This window comes from Streptomyces asoensis (assembly GCF_016860545.1).
Lineage (GTDB): Bacteria > Actinomycetota > Actinomycetes > Streptomycetales > Streptomycetaceae > Streptomyces > Streptomyces asoensis.
In genome coordinates, this window is sequence record NZ_BNEB01000005.1 from 536440 (window position 1) to 552429 (window position 15990).

At 71.9% G+C, this 15990-nt stretch carries 13 protein-coding genes and 2 pseudogenes; 7 read left to right on the forward strand and 8 right to left on the reverse strand.

Annotated features, from left to right (window positions below):
- Nucleotides 1-54: 54 nt before the first annotated feature.
- The 3 genes and pseudogenes from Saso_RS25530 (at nt 55) to Saso_RS25540 (ending at nt 2678) form a co-directional block, all read left to right on the forward strand.
- Nucleotides 55-699: an MFS transporter gene (locus tag Saso_RS25530; RefSeq protein ID WP_229901405.1), complete on the forward strand. Its 645-nt coding sequence runs from the start codon at nt 55-57 to the stop codon at nt 697-699.
- The gene (locus tag Saso_RS25535) at nt 699-1583 is read left to right on the forward strand and encodes an aldo/keto reductase (RefSeq protein ID WP_189924996.1); all 885 of its coding nucleotides are present in this window, start codon (nt 699-701) and stop codon (nt 1581-1583) included. The genes Saso_RS25530 and Saso_RS25535 overlap by 1 nt, the downstream gene beginning before the upstream one ends.
- A 112-nt stretch (nt 1584-1695) precedes the next feature.
- A pseudogene (locus Saso_RS25540) lies at nt 1696-2678 on the forward strand (zinc-binding dehydrogenase).
- Between the two features lie 152 nt (nt 2679-2830).
- Here the strand turns inward: Saso_RS25540 and Saso_RS25545 are convergent.
- Together Saso_RS25545 and Saso_RS25550 are read right to left on the reverse strand one after the other, a co-directional pair.
- A pseudogene (locus tag Saso_RS25545) lies at nt 2831-3836 on the reverse strand (histidinol-phosphate aminotransferase family protein); the annotation flags it as partial.
- A gap of 196 nt (nt 3837-4032) precedes the next feature.
- Complete coding sequence (locus Saso_RS25550; RefSeq protein ID WP_189924994.1) at nt 4033-4884, reverse strand: alpha/beta fold hydrolase; 852 nt, start codon at nt 4882-4884, stop codon at nt 4033-4035.
- A 103-nt stretch (nt 4885-4987) separates the two neighbouring features.
- Here Saso_RS25550 and Saso_RS25555 point away from each other — a divergent pair, with 103 nt between their 5' ends.
- A complete protein-coding gene (locus tag Saso_RS25555; RefSeq protein WP_189924992.1) occupies nt 4988-5401 on the forward strand; it encodes a winged helix-turn-helix transcriptional regulator in 414 nt (137 codons plus the stop codon).
- Nucleotides 5402-5510: 109 nt separating this feature from the next.
- Here the strand turns inward: Saso_RS25555 and Saso_RS25560 are convergent, their stop codons facing one another.
- Entirely contained in the window at nt 5511-6254 is a 744-nt protein-coding gene (locus tag Saso_RS25560; protein WP_307822250.1) for a DUF4142 domain-containing protein, read from the reverse strand.
- A gap of 462 nt (nt 6255-6716) precedes the next feature.
- A complete protein-coding gene (locus tag Saso_RS25565) occupies nt 6717-7259 on the reverse strand; it encodes a TspO/MBR family protein (protein WP_189924990.1) in 543 nt (180 codons plus the stop codon).
- Between the two features lie 217 nt (nt 7260-7476).
- Between Saso_RS25565 and Saso_RS25570 the strand changes: the two genes are divergently transcribed.
- Nucleotides 7477-8268: a VOC family protein gene (locus Saso_RS25570; RefSeq protein WP_189925078.1), complete on the forward strand. Its 792-nt coding sequence runs from the start codon at nt 7477-7479 to the stop codon at nt 8266-8268.
- A gap of 47 nt (nt 8269-8315) precedes the next feature.
- Here Saso_RS25570 and Saso_RS25575 read toward each other — a convergent pair whose 3' ends face one another.
- From Saso_RS25575 to Saso_RS25585, 3 genes are all read right to left on the reverse strand, one after another.
- Nucleotides 8316-9053: a DUF4142 domain-containing protein gene (locus tag Saso_RS25575; protein ID WP_189925076.1), complete on the reverse strand. Its 738-nt coding sequence runs from the start codon at nt 9051-9053 to the stop codon at nt 8316-8318.
- A gap of 220 nt (nt 9054-9273) precedes the next feature.
- A complete protein-coding gene (locus Saso_RS25580; RefSeq protein WP_189924988.1) occupies nt 9274-11619 on the reverse strand; it encodes a bifunctional serine/threonine-protein kinase/ABC transporter substrate-binding protein in 2346 nt (781 codons plus the stop codon).
- 197 nt (nt 11620-11816) lie between these two features.
- Nucleotides 11817-12773 (reverse strand): ankyrin repeat domain-containing protein, encoded by a 957-nt coding sequence (locus tag Saso_RS25585; RefSeq protein WP_229901404.1) that lies wholly within the window; start codon nt 12771-12773, stop codon nt 11817-11819.
- A gap of 341 nt (nt 12774-13114) precedes the next feature.
- Here Saso_RS25585 and Saso_RS25590 point away from each other — a divergent pair, with 341 nt between their 5' ends.
- The gene (locus tag Saso_RS25590; RefSeq protein ID WP_189924981.1) at nt 13115-13957 is read left to right on the forward strand and encodes a hypothetical protein; all 843 of its coding nucleotides are present in this window, start codon (nt 13115-13117) and stop codon (nt 13955-13957) included.
- A gap of 141 nt (nt 13958-14098) precedes the next feature.
- Here the strand turns inward: Saso_RS25590 and Saso_RS25595 are convergent, their stop codons facing one another.
- Complete coding sequence (locus Saso_RS25595) at nt 14099-14416, reverse strand: hypothetical protein (protein ID WP_189924979.1); 318 nt, start codon at nt 14414-14416, stop codon at nt 14099-14101.
- 125 nt (nt 14417-14541) lie between these two features.
- Here Saso_RS25595 and Saso_RS25600 point away from each other — a divergent pair, with 125 nt between their 5' ends.
- The gene (locus Saso_RS25600; protein ID WP_189924977.1) at nt 14542-15963 is read left to right on the forward strand and encodes a lamin tail domain-containing protein; all 1422 of its coding nucleotides are present in this window, start codon (nt 14542-14544) and stop codon (nt 15961-15963) included.
- The last annotated feature ends 27 nt before the right edge of the window (nt 15964-15990 follow it).

Consider the following 15990-nt stretch of genomic DNA (forward strand, 5'->3'; position numbering starts at 1 on the left):
CCACAGACGGCGGCCCGGGACCGGGCCGCACTCCCGATCGACGCGAGGAAGACCGTGCGCACAGCAGCCACCCACGACACCGGCGACGCCCTCGCCGGGCCGCTCGCCGGTACGAGCCGTCCGGGCGGGCCCAGCGGCGACCGGACCACCGCCCCGCAGCGCCAGGCGCGGCCCTCCGCCGAGGGCCCGGCCCGTTCGGCCGGACTGGCCTTCCTGCCGATGACCCTGGTCGATTTCGTCCTCGCGGTCCGGGTGGCGAGGCTGCTGGAGTGGTTCGGCCGGCCGAGGGTACTCGCCGCGGGGGTCGGGCTGACGGCCGTGGGCATGGCCTGGCTGAGCCGCGTGGACCTGCACACGCCCTACCCGACCGGTGTGGCTCTGCCGATGCTGGTCATCGGCGCCGGTCAGGGCCTGGCTCCGGCCCCGATGACCTCCAGCGGCGTCGACGGGGTCGCACCCGAGGACGCGGGGGCGGGCTCGGGCCTGGTCAACACCGTGCACCAGGTCGGCAGCGCACTGGCCCTGAGCATCCTGACAGCGGCGGCAGCCACCGTCTCCACCGGTCACTCGGCCGCCGACGTCGCGGCCCGCACGGCCACCGCGCTGACGGGCTCCGCCGTCCTGCTCGCCCTGGCCGTCGCCGCCGTCCTCACCCTGATCGTGCCCGCAAGGGCGTCCCGCAAGCAAAGGACCATGTGATGCAGACCCTCACCCTCAACAACGGCGTCGAGATGCCCGCCCTCGGACTGGGCGTCTTCCAGACCCCGCCCGACGAGACGATCGCCGCGGTCACGGCCGCGCTGGAGCTCGGCTACCGGCACATCGACACCGCCGCCGCCTACGGCAACGAACGCGAGGTCGGCCAGGCCCTGCGCCACTCCGGCGTCCCGCGCGACGAGGTCTTCGTCGAAACCAAGATCTGGATCAGCGACTACGGCTACGACGAGACGCTGCACGGCTTCGACAAGAGCGCCGCCAAGCTCGGCCTCGACCACATCGACCTGCTCATCCTCCACCAGGCGCTCCCCTCGGACTTCGACCGGACCGTCGCCGCCTACCGGGCGCTGGAGAAGCTCCTGGCCGACGGCAAGGTCCGCGCGATCGGCGTCAGCAACTTCATGACCGACCACCTGAGCGCCCTGCTCGATGCCACCGAGGTCGTCCCGGCCGTCAACCAGCTGGAGATCCACCCCTACTTCCAGCAGCGCGCCGTCCTCGACTTCGACGACGCCCACGGCATCGTCAACCAGGCGTGGTCCCCCATCGGCGGCATCACCTTCTACCCCGGCTACGGCGAGGACCGCCGAAGCGTCCTCCAGGACCCGGCCGTCACCCGTATCGCCGAGGCCCACGGCAAGAGCGCCGCGCAGGTGCTCCTGCGCTGGGGCATCCAGCAGGGCCGCTCGGTCATCCCCAAGTCCACCAAGCGGCACCGCATCGCCGAGAACATCGACGTCTTCGACTTCGACCTCGCGGTGGACGAGCTGTCGGCCCTGGACGCGCTGGAGACCGGCCGGCGCGGCGGTCCCGAGCCCGCGGACGTCACCCTCGCCGACTACGGCCGCGCCATCCCCGAGGCCTGACCTGGGAGCCCGAGCGTGTCCGCGCGGACCTGCGACGTCACGCCCGCACTCCACTGACCGCCCACCCCCCTGACCGCCCACCCCCTGACACCGCACATCCGAGGAGACAGTCATGAAGGCAGCCATTTTCCGGGGCGAGAAGCACATCGAGCTCGGAGAGCGACCCGACCCCACCGTCCAGGAGGCGACCGACGCCGTCGTCCGCGTCGTGCGGGGCTGCGTGTGCGGATCCGACCTCTGGTAATACCGCGGCGGGGCGTGAAGGACCTGGCGGTCGGCGACTTCGTCATCGCCCCCTTCACCTACAGCGACGGCACCTGCCCCGCCTGCCGGGCGGGGTTCGAGTCCAACTGCGCGCACGGAGGGGCCTTCGGCGACGGCGAGAACGACGGCGGCCAGGGTGAGAAGGTCCGCGCGCCCTACGCCGACGCGACCCTCGTGAAGGTCCCCGCTTCGGCCGACGGGTTCACCGACGCCCAGCTCGCCTCCTTCACCGCGCTCTCCGACGTCATGTGCACCGGCTACCACGCCGCCGTGAGCGCGGGCGTGAAGGAGGGCGACACCGTCGCCGTCGTCGGTGACGGCGCCGTCGGCCTGTCGGCCGTGCTGGCCGCCAAGCTCCTCGGCGCCGGCCGGATCATCGCGCTCAGCCGTCACGCCGACCGGCAGGCTCTGGCGAAGGAGTTCGGCGCCGACGACATCGTCGCCGAACGCGGTGACGAGGCCGTCACGGCCGTCCTCGGCCTCACCGACGGCGCCGGCGTCGACGCCGCGCTCGAATGCGTCGGTACCGACCAGTCCATCGGGACGGCAGCCGGCGTCGTCCGCGCCGGAGGCATGATCGGAGCGGTCGGTGTCCCGCTCTACGAGAAGTTCGAGTACAAGACCCTGTTCTGGAAGAACATCGGCATCAAGGGCGGCGTCGCCCCCGCCCACCACTACATCCCTGAACTGCTGCGGCACGTCCTGGACGCAACGATCGACCCCGGACGCGTCTTCGACCACTCCACCGACCTCGACCACATCGCCGACGCCTACGCCGCCATGGACGAGCGCCGCGCGATCAAGTCACTCCTCACGATCAGCCGGCCGTGAACCCGGAAGGCACCGGTCGTGCGGCCGGGTCGGCTTCGGTCCGTGTCCCGGTGACGGTACCGAGAGCCCGGACGACGGTGATCGCAGGGGCGTGGGCAGGTGCTGCCCGTCGTCCTGCCCATCGCGCATGACGGCGTCGGCCCGCGGCTCACTCCAGCACCAGCAGCACCGTCAGAGCGACGAGGAGTGAGTCGATGCGGTCGAGGATGCCGCCGGAGCCGGCCCACCCGGCAGCCGATCACCCGCTCGGTGACATGGGCGTACTCTCCGTAGCCCGGATCGAGCAGGAGCACCCGGCTGCGCGGCGTCAGCCACCTGCCGAATGCGCGGAAGATCAGATCGGACGATCCCGCCCCGACGACGAGCGACTCCACCGGTAGCCCGCGCACCCCGGCGATCTCCGCGAGCAGTCCCTCCGCGCCCGTCGGCGGCGAGGTCCGGGCCGCGCACCCCGGATCCTCCGCGAGGATCGCACGGGCCTCCGGGGACGGCGGGAACCAGGCGTCCAGCACATCGGCCGCCACCACCTCGTGACGGCGGGTCAGGGTCCGGAAGTCGGTGCCGATCGCCGAGAAGAACGCCCCGCCGTGCTCGCAGCCGTCGGCCTGCGGCGCGAAGGGCGGGTCGAGCCGCCAGTCGAGGCGCGTCCGCAGCCGCTCCAGGATCCGTCCGTGGCGCTCCGCGACCGTCCGCGTCAGCTCGGGCACGGAACCGCTGAGGACCTCGAACGACACGGCGCCCGAGCGGACCGTGCGCCCCACCGGCCGCAGTTCCGGCGGCGAGATACATGTCGAGCAGCTCCGTGCGCCCCATCGCCACGACGCTGCGGCCGCCCCGCGCCGCCACCCAGCGGAGCGCCGCGTACATGAGCAGGGGTGCCGCCGCGGTGGACCGCCAGTACGGCTCGACGGTGAGGACGCGGATCTCGAAGGGCGCCTCGTCGGTCAGGACCGGCAGCTCCTCGCGCGTCAGGTACTTGTCGAGGGAGTAGCGGCCGCCCCAGGGCGGGGTGAGGCTGACGAAGCCGATCCGCGTCTCGCCGCGCGCGGCCACGAGGTACACGTTGTCGCCGTCGAGTCCGTCGCTCAGTGTTCCCGACGGATCCACCGGATGCCGGCCGAGCTCCTCCGCGTAGACGCGGTGGCGCAGTTCGTGGATCCACTCGCGATCCCCAGCTCCGGCGTTCGCCCCAGCATGGACGAGCCCGCCGGGACGGCACCTGAGTACCCGTACTCAGCCGGACGGCGGATGCGACGCCGTCCCGTGTCCGGATCGACGACCCGGACGAGCGGTGGACGCCTGATCGCCAGGAATGCCGGAATGCCGGAATGCCGGAATTTCGGCTCGGGCTCGGTCACGCCTCCGGCGCGTCCGTACCGGCCAGGAAGGGACGCAGAAGCGTGAGCAGGGCGTGCGGCCGGTGCAGGGGGATGATGTGGCCGCAGTCTTCGATGACGTGTCCGGTGAGATCGTCGGTGACCGGGCGGAGTTGGCGTTCCAGCGCGGTACCGACGGGTCGGGCGCCCAGCGCCATCGTGGGCACCGTCAGGCGGGCGGTGGCGACCGCCCGCTCGATCTGTGCCGCGCTCTCGGGCAGGGCCCGGTAGTACGAGAACGCGCGGCTCAGCGCCTGGCGGCCGGTGTACGCGCGGACGAACGCGTCCCGCAGGGCGGGGCGCACCCCGTCGCCCAGTGTGCCGGCGTTCAGGAACCAGTCGATGTAGGCGGCCTCGTGGCCCTCCAGCACGGTCTCGGCGAGGCCGGGCGCGGCGGAGTGGAAGCCGAACCACCACGGCGGCCCGTCGGCGAGGAAGTCCTCGGCGCCGGGCAGCCGGCCCAGAAGGGACTCCATGACGACCAGGCGCCGGACGAGACCTGGACGGCGCAGGGCGAGGAGGAAGGCCGGGGCGGTGCCCGCGTCGATGGCCACCACGGCGGCCGAGGACACGCCGAGCGCGGTGAGAAGCGCCGCGGCGTCTTCGGCCAGCGTGCCCGCGTCGTACCCGGAGGCGGCCCGGCTGCTGTCGCCGAACCCGCGCAGGTCCGGCGCGATGACCCGGTGGCGGCCGGACAGACCGGCCATGACGTCCGTCCACAGCTCCCAGGTGTGCGGGAAGCCGTGCAGCAGCAGGACGGCCGGGCCCGATCCGGAGAGGGCGACGTTCAGTTCGACTCCGTTGGCGAGGACGCGTCGCAGCTCGGGCATGGAGGGACTCCGGGTGTTCGGTGAGGAATGGTGACCAGGTCACGTTAGGGAACTAACCTGGTCCGCCCAAGACGGCACTTTCCCTTCAGGTGGTGAGCTCCAGGTGACCACGTCGAGGCCCGGCGGACGTGACCGGCGACCGGGTGAGCGCGGGGACCTGCTGGATCCGCTCTGCCCGACCCGCCGGTTGCTCGACCGCATCGGCACCAAGTGGACGTCGATGGCGGTCAAGGTGCTGGCCGAGGAGGCTCCGGACGAGCTCCGTTTCGCGGAACTGCGGCGCCGGATCCCGGGCATCTCGCAGAAGATGCTGTCCGTCACCCTGCGCGGTCTGGTCCGCGACGGTCTGGTCGCGCGCCGCGTGGAACCGACCGTGCCGCCCGCCGTCCACTACCGGCTCACCGAGCTCGGCCTGTCCCTCGAAGGACCGCTCGCCGCCCTGCGGGTCTGGGCCGAGACGCACATGCCGGAGATCGACCGCAGCAACCGGCTGGCCGACGAGTCGTCCCCCGAATAGCCGCGGATCGCCTCACCCGACCGCGCCCCGGCGGGGTCGACTCGCCGGGGCGGTCAGGACGCAGTGGCGACGCAAGACATTCCACCCCTGACCGGTTCCGCAGGCCATGTCAGGAGGTTCGGCCGGCTTCCGCGCTCGCCGCGCCCGTGGACCCGGGCGAGAGCGTGCCGTCGTCCGGCGAGGGGAGGACGGCCTGCGGCTGGCCGGCCACCGGAGGGGGTGGGGTGGTGTCCTGGGCGGGCAGGCCGGTCGGTTGGGAGAGGGCCCGGTCGAAGTCGACCAGGCCGGTCTTCTCCACGAGGGTGATGTGCTCCATGAGGATGTCGTTGGTGCGGTCGGCCAGGGCACGGATCAGCGAGTTCTTGGTGGTGGTGCGGACGCTCGCGGTCTTGGAGAGGATCTGGCCCTGTGTCGCGCGCAGGATGGTGGCCATGTCGGTGTCGAACTGCTTGCCGCTCTCGGCGTTCAGCTGGGTCACGAAGCCCTGCTGTTGCGGCGACGGCTGGTTGGGCAGCGCGATGTCCAGCTCCCCGGCGACGCCACGGCACGCGGCATCCAGCGAGGCGTGGCCCGCGATCAGGTGCTCCCCGGCGGTCTTGACCGCCTTGGTCGTGCTCTTCTGCATCGCCATCTGGCCGACGGGGTACTCCCACAGACCGGCCGCCCGCACCTCGACGACGAAGTCGCGGTCCGCTTCCGTCAACGGCCCCGTCGCCGGGTGGCCGATGATCCGTTCGGGCGCGCTGCTGACCTTCTGGACTCCGAGCATGGAGGGGTAGAGGAGCGAGCCCAGAGTGAAGGCGATCCCACCGCCGAGGAAAAGGGTGCCCGCGAACTTCCGTGAAAAGAGCACTGTGTCTCCTGATCCGAAATCGGATCCCGCACGCGCAGGAGTACGGACACGGGGCCCCGCGGGATCAATCGGATGCGCAACGGGTTCGCAAAATCGAGCGCGCGCAGGGGGCTGCGTCGCCGCCTGTCCGAGCCAGGCCGGCCCTCGGCGCGAAGAGGGGCCGTTCGGCCCCGACTGCGGTCCCGGAGTGGGCCGTTGGACCCTATCGGGGCCGGGTGCCCTTGTGCGGATCATGTGGCGGCGGCCGGGAAGGGCCTCGATCATTCCCGCACTTGCGGCACTTCCCGGCTCGTCATCGACAGAGGCGGACACGGAGGGCGCCGGCCGGTGGGCGAGGCGCGGACGAAGCAGGAAGGGGGTCAGCAGGAAGGGAGTCAGCAGGAAGGGGGTCGGCCGACGCACGGCCTCCCCCGGTGGCTTCGGCCCTGGAGAATCGCCGGTATCACCCCGCCCGCGCTGAGCTCATGGCCGCGGACGGCGACCGCCGACGTTGCGGCGGGCGATGGACGCGTTCAGGGCGGTGGCGAAACCGCACCACAGGACATACGGAACGAGCGTCCGGCCGGCCGCTCTGTCCACTCGGGTCACCCGACGCAGGAGCCGCACATTGCTGGCGTCGAGGGCCAGGGTGGCCGCCACACCGGCCGACGGACTCCGCAGCCCGAAGAAGGCCCAGTTCCAGCCCACGTTCAACGCGAGATTCGACGCGAGGTCGGCCACCAGATGACGACGCACCTCACCCCGCGACTTCGCCAGGGCGCGGCCGGTGGCGAAGGCCACGGAGGCGTACAGCGGTGTCCAGACGACACCGAAGGCCCAGGACGGGGGCTGCCACGGCGGTTTGGCGAGCGTCTTGTACCAGGTGCCGTCGGCGTCGACGGCTTTGCCGCCCGCCACGGCCGTGGCGACGACGGCGGCACCGGTCGCCGCGTAGAGGTGCCACGAGGGAGCCCGCTCGGCAGATACGGCGGGTACGGCAGATGCACGCTCGCTGATCAGTCTCATGCTCCTACCCCTTCCCCGAAGAGCCGGGCGGACCGCGCCCGCACCGCCCCGGACCGCACTTCCCCGGCCCGCACCGGCCCCGTGAAGCCGCCGAGTGCGCGGGCGGTGCGCTCCATGCAGGTGAATTCGGCGTCGCGCCCGGGGCCGGACGTGGACGGCGAGGAGGAGGGTGGGCATCGTGGCCCCGCCCGGCTCGTCCCTCGTCCAGGAGAAACCCATGCTCGACACCGCCTTCGTCACCGGATCACCCAACTGGCTGGACCTCGGCAGCCCCGACACCGACGCGGCCGCCGCCTTCTACGGCGCGGTCCTGGGGTGGCAGTTCGAGTCCGCCGGTCCGCAGGCGGGCGGGTACGGGTTCTTCCGCATCGACGGGAAGACCGTCGCCGCCCTCGGACCGCTCACCGGGGAAGGCGCGCGGTCCGCCTGGATGGTGCACTTCAAGACCGAGGACATCGAGGAGACGGTGTCGGCCGTCACGGCCGGCGGCGGGAGCGTCCGGGCGCAGCCCTTGGACGTCATGGGCGAGGGCCGGTTGGCCCAGGTCACCGACCCGCAGGGCGCCGAGTTCGCGCTCTGGCAGCCCGGCAGGACCGCCGGGCTGGACCTGACGTCCGCGCCCGGCGCACTGCTCTGGGTCGAGCTGCACGTGCCGGACCCGGTCGCGGACATCACCTTCTACCGGGGCCTCTTCGGCTGGCGCAGCCAGGACATGGAGACCCCCGGCATGACCTACCGGGTGCTCAGCGTCCGGGACGGCGATCAGCAGGCCGCCTCCTTCGGCGGGGCCGCGCCGCTGGGCGACGGCGCGGGCGGCGGGGTCGAGCGGCCCCGCTGGGTGCCGTACTTCCACGCCACGGACGTCGACTCCGTGGTCACCTCGGCCACGGCGCACGGCGGGTCGGTGCTGATGCCGGCGGCGGACGTCCCCGACGTCGGCCGTATCGCCTGGCTCGCGGACCCCTTCGGCGCGGTCTTCGCCCTGCTGAGGCCCGACCCGCGGATGTGACGGAGCGGGCCCCGGCCGGGCTGTCGGCCGCCGAGGCGTGTCTCGCCCTAGCCGGCGTTCCCGGCCTGGCCGTTCATGGCCGGGCCCAGGTCGACGGGGGTGGAGGTGGCGTTGGGCGGCGGAGGCAGGACGACCAGGGGCTGACCGGCGGGCGGCACCGGCGGGGTCAGGTCCGACTTGGGCAGCTTCGGCGGGGTGGTCTGGGTGAACAGCGTGGTGTCGAAGTCGACCAGACCGGTCTTCTCCATCACCGTGATGTGGTCCAGGACGGTGTCGTTCGCCTGGTCCGCGAGGGCGCGCACCAGGGTGTTCTTCGTCGTCGAGCGGACCTTCGCAACGGTGTTGAAGATCGAACCGTGCGTCATGCGCAGGATGTTGGCGAAGTCGACGTCGAACTGCTTGCCCTGGGCCGCCTTGAGGGTGTTCACGAACCCCTCCTGCTGCGGACTGGCTATGTTCGGCAGGACGACGTTCAGCATCGGCGCGATCTTGCGGCAGGTCTCGTCGAGCGCCGCGTGCCCGTCGACCAGGTGCTGACTGGCGGTCTGGACCTCCTTGCTCTGGCCCTTCTGCAACCCGATGAGCCCGACGGGGTGCTCCCACAGCCCGGCCGCCCGCACCGCGACCACGAAGGCCCGGTCGCCTTCGGTGAACGGCCCCCACTGCGTGTTGGCGATGAGGCGGTCGCCGGAGGTGGACACGGTGTCCAGACCGAGCATCGACGGGTAGGCGAGGGCGCTGACCGTCAGAGCCAGCGCACCACCGACCACCACGGTGCCCAACATGTTTCGCGAAAGCCGCACTGTTCCTCCTGCGCAGTCGGGGGACTTGCCGAGTCGCTCATCTCCCCGTGGGGACCGACACAGACAGATACGCGCCCGATGCGGTTCGGGCTCAGCAGGTTCCCGGAATTGTTCAAGAGAAAGCAAAGATGCCCTGTGCATCTTCTGTCCGGCTCCGGTGCGGGCGACGTCACGCGGTGACGCGCCCGTACCGTCCCGGCCGTCAGGAAGCCTGTGGTCTCGGCAGGCCGAATTCGCTGATGGTCAGCTGCGCGCCCCGGGCCCAGCCGCGGGGCGCGTAGCGCGGGTCGAAGAACTGGAGGTTGCCGCTCGCAGCGGCCACCCAGTTGCCTCCGTGCAGGTTGATGATCTGGTTGTACACGTCCTGCGGGCCGGGTACGGCGCCGCCGCTCTGGTTGGCGAAGGACTCGGCGGCCCACGCCACCGCCAGCACGGCGTCGTGGTTCATGAGGGCGTAGCCGTCGCCGAGCTCCGCGTCGGTGTGTCCCAGCGCCTTGAAGCTCGTCCGGAAGCCCTCGAAACCGGGCGGGTTGCCGGTCGCGGTTCCCGTCTTCCAGGTCTCCGGGCTGAGGACGGACACGTCGACCACGGTGATCTGGTCCCGCACGAGGGCCTTCACCCGCCCCGGGTTGCCGCTGAAGGCCGACCGTCCCGACCAGCACGTCACGACGGTGATCGGGTGCAGCTCTCCCGTCCGGCTGCACAGCCCTCGCTCGGCGAGCGCCTTGATGAAGTCGGGGAAGTCGTTGTCCCTGCCCGCGTAGAAGACCAGGTCCGGGTCGGAGTAGCAGATGTTCTGCACGGCCTGCCCGAAGAGCTTGGGGACCACGTGGTCCTTGGTCGAACCCACGTAACCGGTGCGCCGCGTCCCGATGGCGGCCTTGAACTCCTGGTCGAACGCGTCGCGCAGCGTCTGCACGTACAGGTCGTCGTTGGTGTCGTAGACGAGGAATCCGGTCTGCTTCGCCGGGCCGTCGAGGTGCTTGCGTACCGCGCTGATGTGCTCCAGGTTCGACGGTGAGGTCTTGAAGAGGTACGGGGACTCCAGGCTCGTCGCGGTCAACGGGCCGCCGACCGCGGGGATCTCGAGCGCGGACAGCCGGTCCGCGAGCCGCTGCGTCTCGGGAAGGCTCACGCCGAGGCCGGCCGCGGCGACCACCGGATGGCTGCCGGTCGTCATCGTGCTCAGCCGGTCCGCGACGGTCTTCCAGTGCTGCTGCCCGCTTCCCTCGTTGGCGAACAGCAGCTGCACTGCCGGGGTCTTCCCGGGCAGGCCCGTCGCACTGCCGCCCTTCAGGCCCGGGCAGGCGTTCGCGCGGCACTGGGCGGTGTAGGCGCCGTCCAGGCTCTCGCGGATGGCCTCCCAGGACAGGGGGCTGCTGTCGTTCGCCGAGTACGGCATGACGAGGGCGACCCGGACGAACGGCTTGCGGCTGTCGCCTGCGGCTTCCTCCGCGACCCGCCGGTTCTCCTGGACGATCTTCCCCACGATGCCGCTCAGTTCGGGGCCGAACGTGCCGGCGGGGACGACCGGATCGGCGACGCCGACACATTCGGCACCGGTCCGCTCCAGTCCCCCGGTGCAGGATTCAGCGGGCTTGCCCGGAACATCCGAATTCGTTTTGTCGTGCGCGATCCAATACCCGAGGCCGATCACGGCCGGGATCAGCACCGCCGCGGCCGCCCTAGTGCCCATCACGCGCCGGCGCCGCGGCGTCCGGGCCCGGGCCGGCGGCTCGACGCTCGGCCGCAGGGCGTTCACCAGATCCCTGCTCGTGGGCCTCTTGGCCGGGTCCGTGTCCAGCGCGGCGCGGATCAGCGGCACGAGGTCGTGCGGTACGCCGTCGAGGTCGGGGGCCACGTCGGCGGCGGGGTAGGCGTGGGCCTCGTCCGGCGTCGGGAAGCAGCCCCGTCCGCGGGCGACACAGCCGACGGTCAGCGCCCAGGCCCAGATGTCGACCGGCGGACCCGCCGGCGGGCCGCCGGGCTTGAGCTGCTCGGGCGCCATGTACGGCACCGTGCCCAGGACGAGACCCGTCTTCGTGAGCTTCTCGCCGTCCACGAAGCGGGCGATACCGAAGTCGATGACCTTGGTGCCCTGCGGACCGAGCAGCACGTTGGAGGGCTTGAGGTCGCGGTGCACCACACCGCGCGCGTGGGCGGCCTCCAGCGCCGAGGCCAGGTCGAAGGCCAGTCTGCGCACCTCGTCGGGCGGCAGCGGGGTGCCCCCGGCCAGCCGGTCCGCGAGGGAGGGACCGGGAACGTACTCGGTGACCAGGCACGGCTTGCCAGGTCCGGGAAACGCCGCCAGGACCGAGACGATGTGCGGGTCGCGCAGCGACTGGAGGATGCTCGTCTCGCGCGCGAAGCGTTTCTGGAACTCCTCGGAGGCGGCTCGCGCGGGAAGGATCGTCTTCACCGCGACCTCGTGGCCCGCTTCGTCCCGCGCGAGATAGACGACGCCCATCCCGCCCTGACCGATCCTGCCGCGCAGGCTGTACCCGTGCAGTGCCGTCGGGTCGTCCGCACCCAGCTTCTCGACTTCCATCTCAACCCCCCGGGCGCCGTCCGGTTCGGGCGCCCGCACCTGAGTACCACCCGGCGATCACCGGCTCGGCGCTCGGCCCGAAAGACAGAGGGAGTTGACGACGAATGATCGATAACGTCCGTCCATGACCGGCGGACCCGCCGATTCCAGCGGCCGTCGCGAGGCAGCGGGCCGGTCGCCGTGGCCCTCGTGGTGGGTCAGTGGCTCCAGTAGTCGCGGTCCGGGAGTTCCACCCACATATCGGGAGGTCCGGCCACGGCACGGCTGTCGGCCGGGCGCAGTCCCGCGAACGCACAGGCGTAGGCCACGGGTTCGACGTGGTAGAGGTACGACATCAGGACCTCCTCGGGAGTGTCGCCCTCGTCCGGGCCACCACCCGGGTGCAGGTCCCAGCCCTCGATCGCCGCGTGACGGGCGATGCTGCCCTGGTCGCCGCTCTTGGGGTTGGCGTAGAGGCCGTAGCAGACCGTGCCGGCCGAGAGCCGGGTGAGGACGCCCGGCGTCTGCGGCGCGTACCCCCAGGGCTGTGTGACGACGCAGCCGCCCGGCACGGTCGTCACACCGACGATCCGGAGGCTCTCGTCCATGTCGTACGCGTACGGGTCCTCCACCAGTTCGTCGACGATCTCGTCCGCCACCGGCGTCGCCTCCAGACGGCGTACCGCTTCGGCCGCGTCGATCCCGGCCACGCAGGCCAGCCCCGTGCCGTCGTAGTAGAGCCCGTCCAGTGCGGTGACGAGCCGTTGGGCCTCCCGCGCCGCCGTGCGCTCGGTGTCGCTCAGGCCCACCCCCGGGGGTACGGGGAACAGGTCAGGAGTCGGGCCCGCCAGGCTGAGCCTTCCCGGTGACCAGCCCCCGGTGGACGGCCGCCAGGGGTCGGCCCCGGCCGCGGCGAGGACGCGCGCGTTCTCCGGCTTCCTCGACACGACGGCCGCCCACAGCGCCGTCACCCCGTTCTCCAGGGCGTCCACGTCGGTGACCCGGCCCGCCAGCTCCGCGACGACCTCCGGGGCCCCGGACACCGCCGCCCGGTGCAGCGGCCGGCCGCCGCTCCACTCCTCCGGGTCGGCGCCTTCGGCGAGACGCCGGCACACGTCGTCGACGTCCGTCCAGTCCCAGCCCATGCCGACCCAGCCACCGCTCTCCCCCGCCACCGAAATCCCTCCGCCCGATCGCCTGCTTCCGTCTCCACGCTCGCACACGGGACTGACAACGGGGACGGCTCAGGGGCATCGTCTCCCGTGCAGTGGGGCAGAGTTGACGGCTCGTCCGGGCATTGATGCCGGTCGGCCGCGGTGGCGGGCGAAGACGATCAGCCGGGTGACAACCGGTGCGTGCCTTGGTGGCGTTGCCATGTCCGTGTTCTGTCACGGCACCGTGGAGGGTCGTGGACAGCGATCCCGAGGGCGCGGGAGTGCAGGCATAGTTGATCCACAGCGGCTCACAGACCGCTCGCCGTCTCCCACTCCACCGCTCCCGAAAGGGCTCCTTCGTCATGACTTCCCTGCGTTCCCGTTCCGTTCTGATCGCCGCTGCCGCCGTGGCGGGAACGCTGCTGATGACGGCATGCCAGAACGACGACACGGCCGCCGGCTCCACCTCGGACAGCTCGGCGACGGCGCAGGCCGCCGCGGGCAAGGGCGGGGTGAGCGGTACCTTCGCGGCGGGCACGGTCGCCTACCTGGCGCCGGGCAAGTACACCGTCACCACCGGCGGCAAGGAACAGCAGTTCTGGCTGGCCGAGGACACAAAGATCTGGGGCGCGGGGAAGATCTGCGGTGACGCCGCCGGGCAGGCCGCCGAGGAGTGCACCGAGGCGCAGCTGGAGAAGGCCGCGAAGAGCTCCGCGGTACCGGCGGACGTGGTGCTGAAGGACGGCAACGCCGTGACCGTCACCGAACGGCCGGCCGGCGGGTCCGGCACGGGCTCCTCCTCGGGCGGTTCGGCCACCGGCGGGTCGTCCGGAGGCGGTTCGTCCGCCGGTTCCTCGTCCACCGGCGGTTCCTCCTCGGGCGGTGGGAAGGCGTCCACGGGCGGCGGCTCGGGCAGCGGCGGGAGCGGTTCGTCCGGCAAGGTGAGCGGGACCTGGCTGGGAACGGTGTCCTACCTGGCGCCGGGCAAGTACACGGTGTCGGACATCAAGGACACGCAGCAGCAGTTCTGGCTCGCCGAGGACACCGAGATCTGGGGTGTGGGCGGTATGTGCGGCGACGCCGACGGTCAGGCGGCCGTGGAGTGCACCGAGGCGCAGCTGGAGAAGGCCGCGAAGGCGGGCTCCCTGTCCGCGACGGTGAAGATCACCGACGGCATCGCCACCAGCATCACCGAGGAGTCGTAGCCCGCGGGCCGTCGTCGTACGCGTACGGGGTTCCCGGCAGTACATGAACCGGTGCGTGTCGAAGTACCGGCGAGGACGTGCCCTTCGACTGCGGGACCGCCGAGTTCGTCTGCCGTGCCCTCACCGACCCCCACCAGCGGTTCACGTCGGCGGAATTCCGTCTCCGCCCAGTGCACGTCCGGCCGTCGGGCGGGCTTCGTCCAGCCGGTGATCCGTACGAGCCGCGCCGATCCACCGGTCCCCGTGCGCCCACGCCCGTATCGTCACGGCACGGTCCCCGAGAACGGCCAGGAGGGCGGCACCACCGCAACCGTCGGCCGGCGGATCCGTACGACCGTCGAGGACGAGGGTGCTCGGGGCGCCGTACCGGTCGGCGAGCAGGTCGGTCGCGGCCTGCGGGTCCAGGTCGTCGGGCAGTCGGACGGACCCCTCCCCCGGGCCGGCTGTGGTGGTCCCCACCGGTGAGGCGGGCTCCGGGACTTCCGCCGCCGTTCACGGGGGGTCTGCCTCCCCGGAGGAACTCCGTTCAGGCCACGGGGGAACGGTCATACCGCCCTGATCATGACAACCCCAGGACGGTTTCCGTGACTGATTCGCCCCCTCGCCGCAAGCACAGGAGCCTGCTGAGGTTCCTCGTCGCCGGACCGCTGCTGACCGCGGGCGTGCTGACCGCCGTTGCGGCCCATGCGGCGCCCGCCGACGACATCCGTGTCAACGAGGTGGTCACCACCGGGGACGTCGACGACTCCATCGAGCTGTACAACAAGGGGACCGCCACGGTCGACCTCTCGGGCTGGATCCTCAAGGACGACGACAACGGCCACAGTTACAAGGTCGCCGCCGGTACCACGCTGGGTCCTGGGGCCTACCGGGCGTTCGACGTCCACGCCGCGTTCGGCCTGGGGTCCGACGACGACGCCCGTCTCTACCTCGCGGACGGCAAGACGCTCGTCGACAGCTTCTCCTGGACCACCCACTCCGCCCCCTCCTGGTCGCGCTGCCCCGACGGCACCGGCGCCTTCCGGCAGGCGGCGGTGACCCTCGGGGCTTCCAACTCCTGTGGCTCCGGCGGTGGCGGGGGCACCTCCCCCGTGGCGTGGCCGGGCGGCACCACGGTGTCGACCGCCGACGCGTCCGGTGTCTTCGGCCAGGACCTCAGCGGCCTCTATCAGGAAGGCGCCGTGATGTGGGGGGCGCAGAACAGCGGCAAGCTGTGGCGCCTGGTCCGTGACGGCTCGGGCGGGTGGAAGCCCGACACCGCGAACGGCTGGGGATCCGGCAAGAAGGTGCGCTACACCGACGGCTCGGGCACCCCCGACGACGAGGGCGTCACCCTCACCGGCGCCGGTTCCGCCGCGGGCGTGTACGTGGCCTCCGAACGCAACGGGGACGCCTCCGGTACCAGCCGGCTGTCCGTGTTGCGCTACGACGTCTCGGGCAGCGGCACCTCGCTGACCGCCGCGCGGGAGTGGAACCTCACGGCCGACCTGCCGTCGACCGGATCCAACCTCGGGCTCGAAGGCGTCACCTGGGTACCCGACGCCTATCTGACGTCAGCCGGGTTCAAGGACGCCTCCACCGGCGCGGCCTACACGCCGGGCTCCTACGGCGCGCACACCGGCGGGGTGTTCTTCGTGGGTGTCGAAGGCACCGGCATGATCTACGGCTACGTGCTGGCGGACTCCGGGGCCTTCACCCGTGTCGCCTCCTTCGCCGGCGGCATGAGCGGCGTCATGGAGGTGCAGTGGGAGCCGCAGGCCGCCCGCCTGTGGGCCGTCTGCGACGACACCTGCGGCGGCCGGCACAGCACGCTGCGGGTCGACGCCTCGGGCGGCTTCGCCGTCACCGCGGTCCACGACCGGCCCGCCGGCATGCCCGACTACAACAACGAGGGCTTCTCGCCGGCCGGCGCCGACGAATGCGTCGCCGGCTCCAAGCCCGTGTACTGGGCCGACGACACCGCCGACGGCGGCCACGCCCTGCGCAGGGGCACCGTCACCTGCTGAGCGAGGGGAGGCCGGGGCGCGGCCCGC

Coding starts and splice junctions, on each gene's coding strand:
- Saso_RS25535 (WP_189924996.1), top strand. CDS start 699: ATGCAGACCCTCACCCTCAACAACGGCGTCGAGATGCCCGCCCTCGGA.
- Saso_RS25550 (WP_189924994.1), bottom strand. CDS start 4,884: ATGCCCGAGCTGCGACGCGTCCTCGCCAACGGAGTCGAACTGAACGTC.
- Saso_RS25565 (WP_189924990.1), bottom strand. CDS start 7,259: ATGAGACTGATCAGCGAGCGTGCATCTGCCGTACCCGCCGTATCTGCC.
- Saso_RS25570 (WP_189925078.1), top strand. CDS start 7,477: ATGCTCGACACCGCCTTCGTCACCGGATCACCCAACTGGCTGGACCTC.
- Saso_RS25575 (WP_189925076.1), bottom strand. CDS start 9,053: ATGTTGGGCACCGTGGTGGTCGGTGGTGCGCTGGCTCTGACGGTCAGC.
- Saso_RS25580 (WP_189924988.1), bottom strand. CDS start 11,619: ATGGAAGTCGAGAAGCTGGGTGCGGACGACCCGACGGCACTGCACGGG.
- Saso_RS25590 (WP_189924981.1), top strand. CDS start 13,115: ATGACTTCCCTGCGTTCCCGTTCCGTTCTGATCGCCGCTGCCGCCGTG.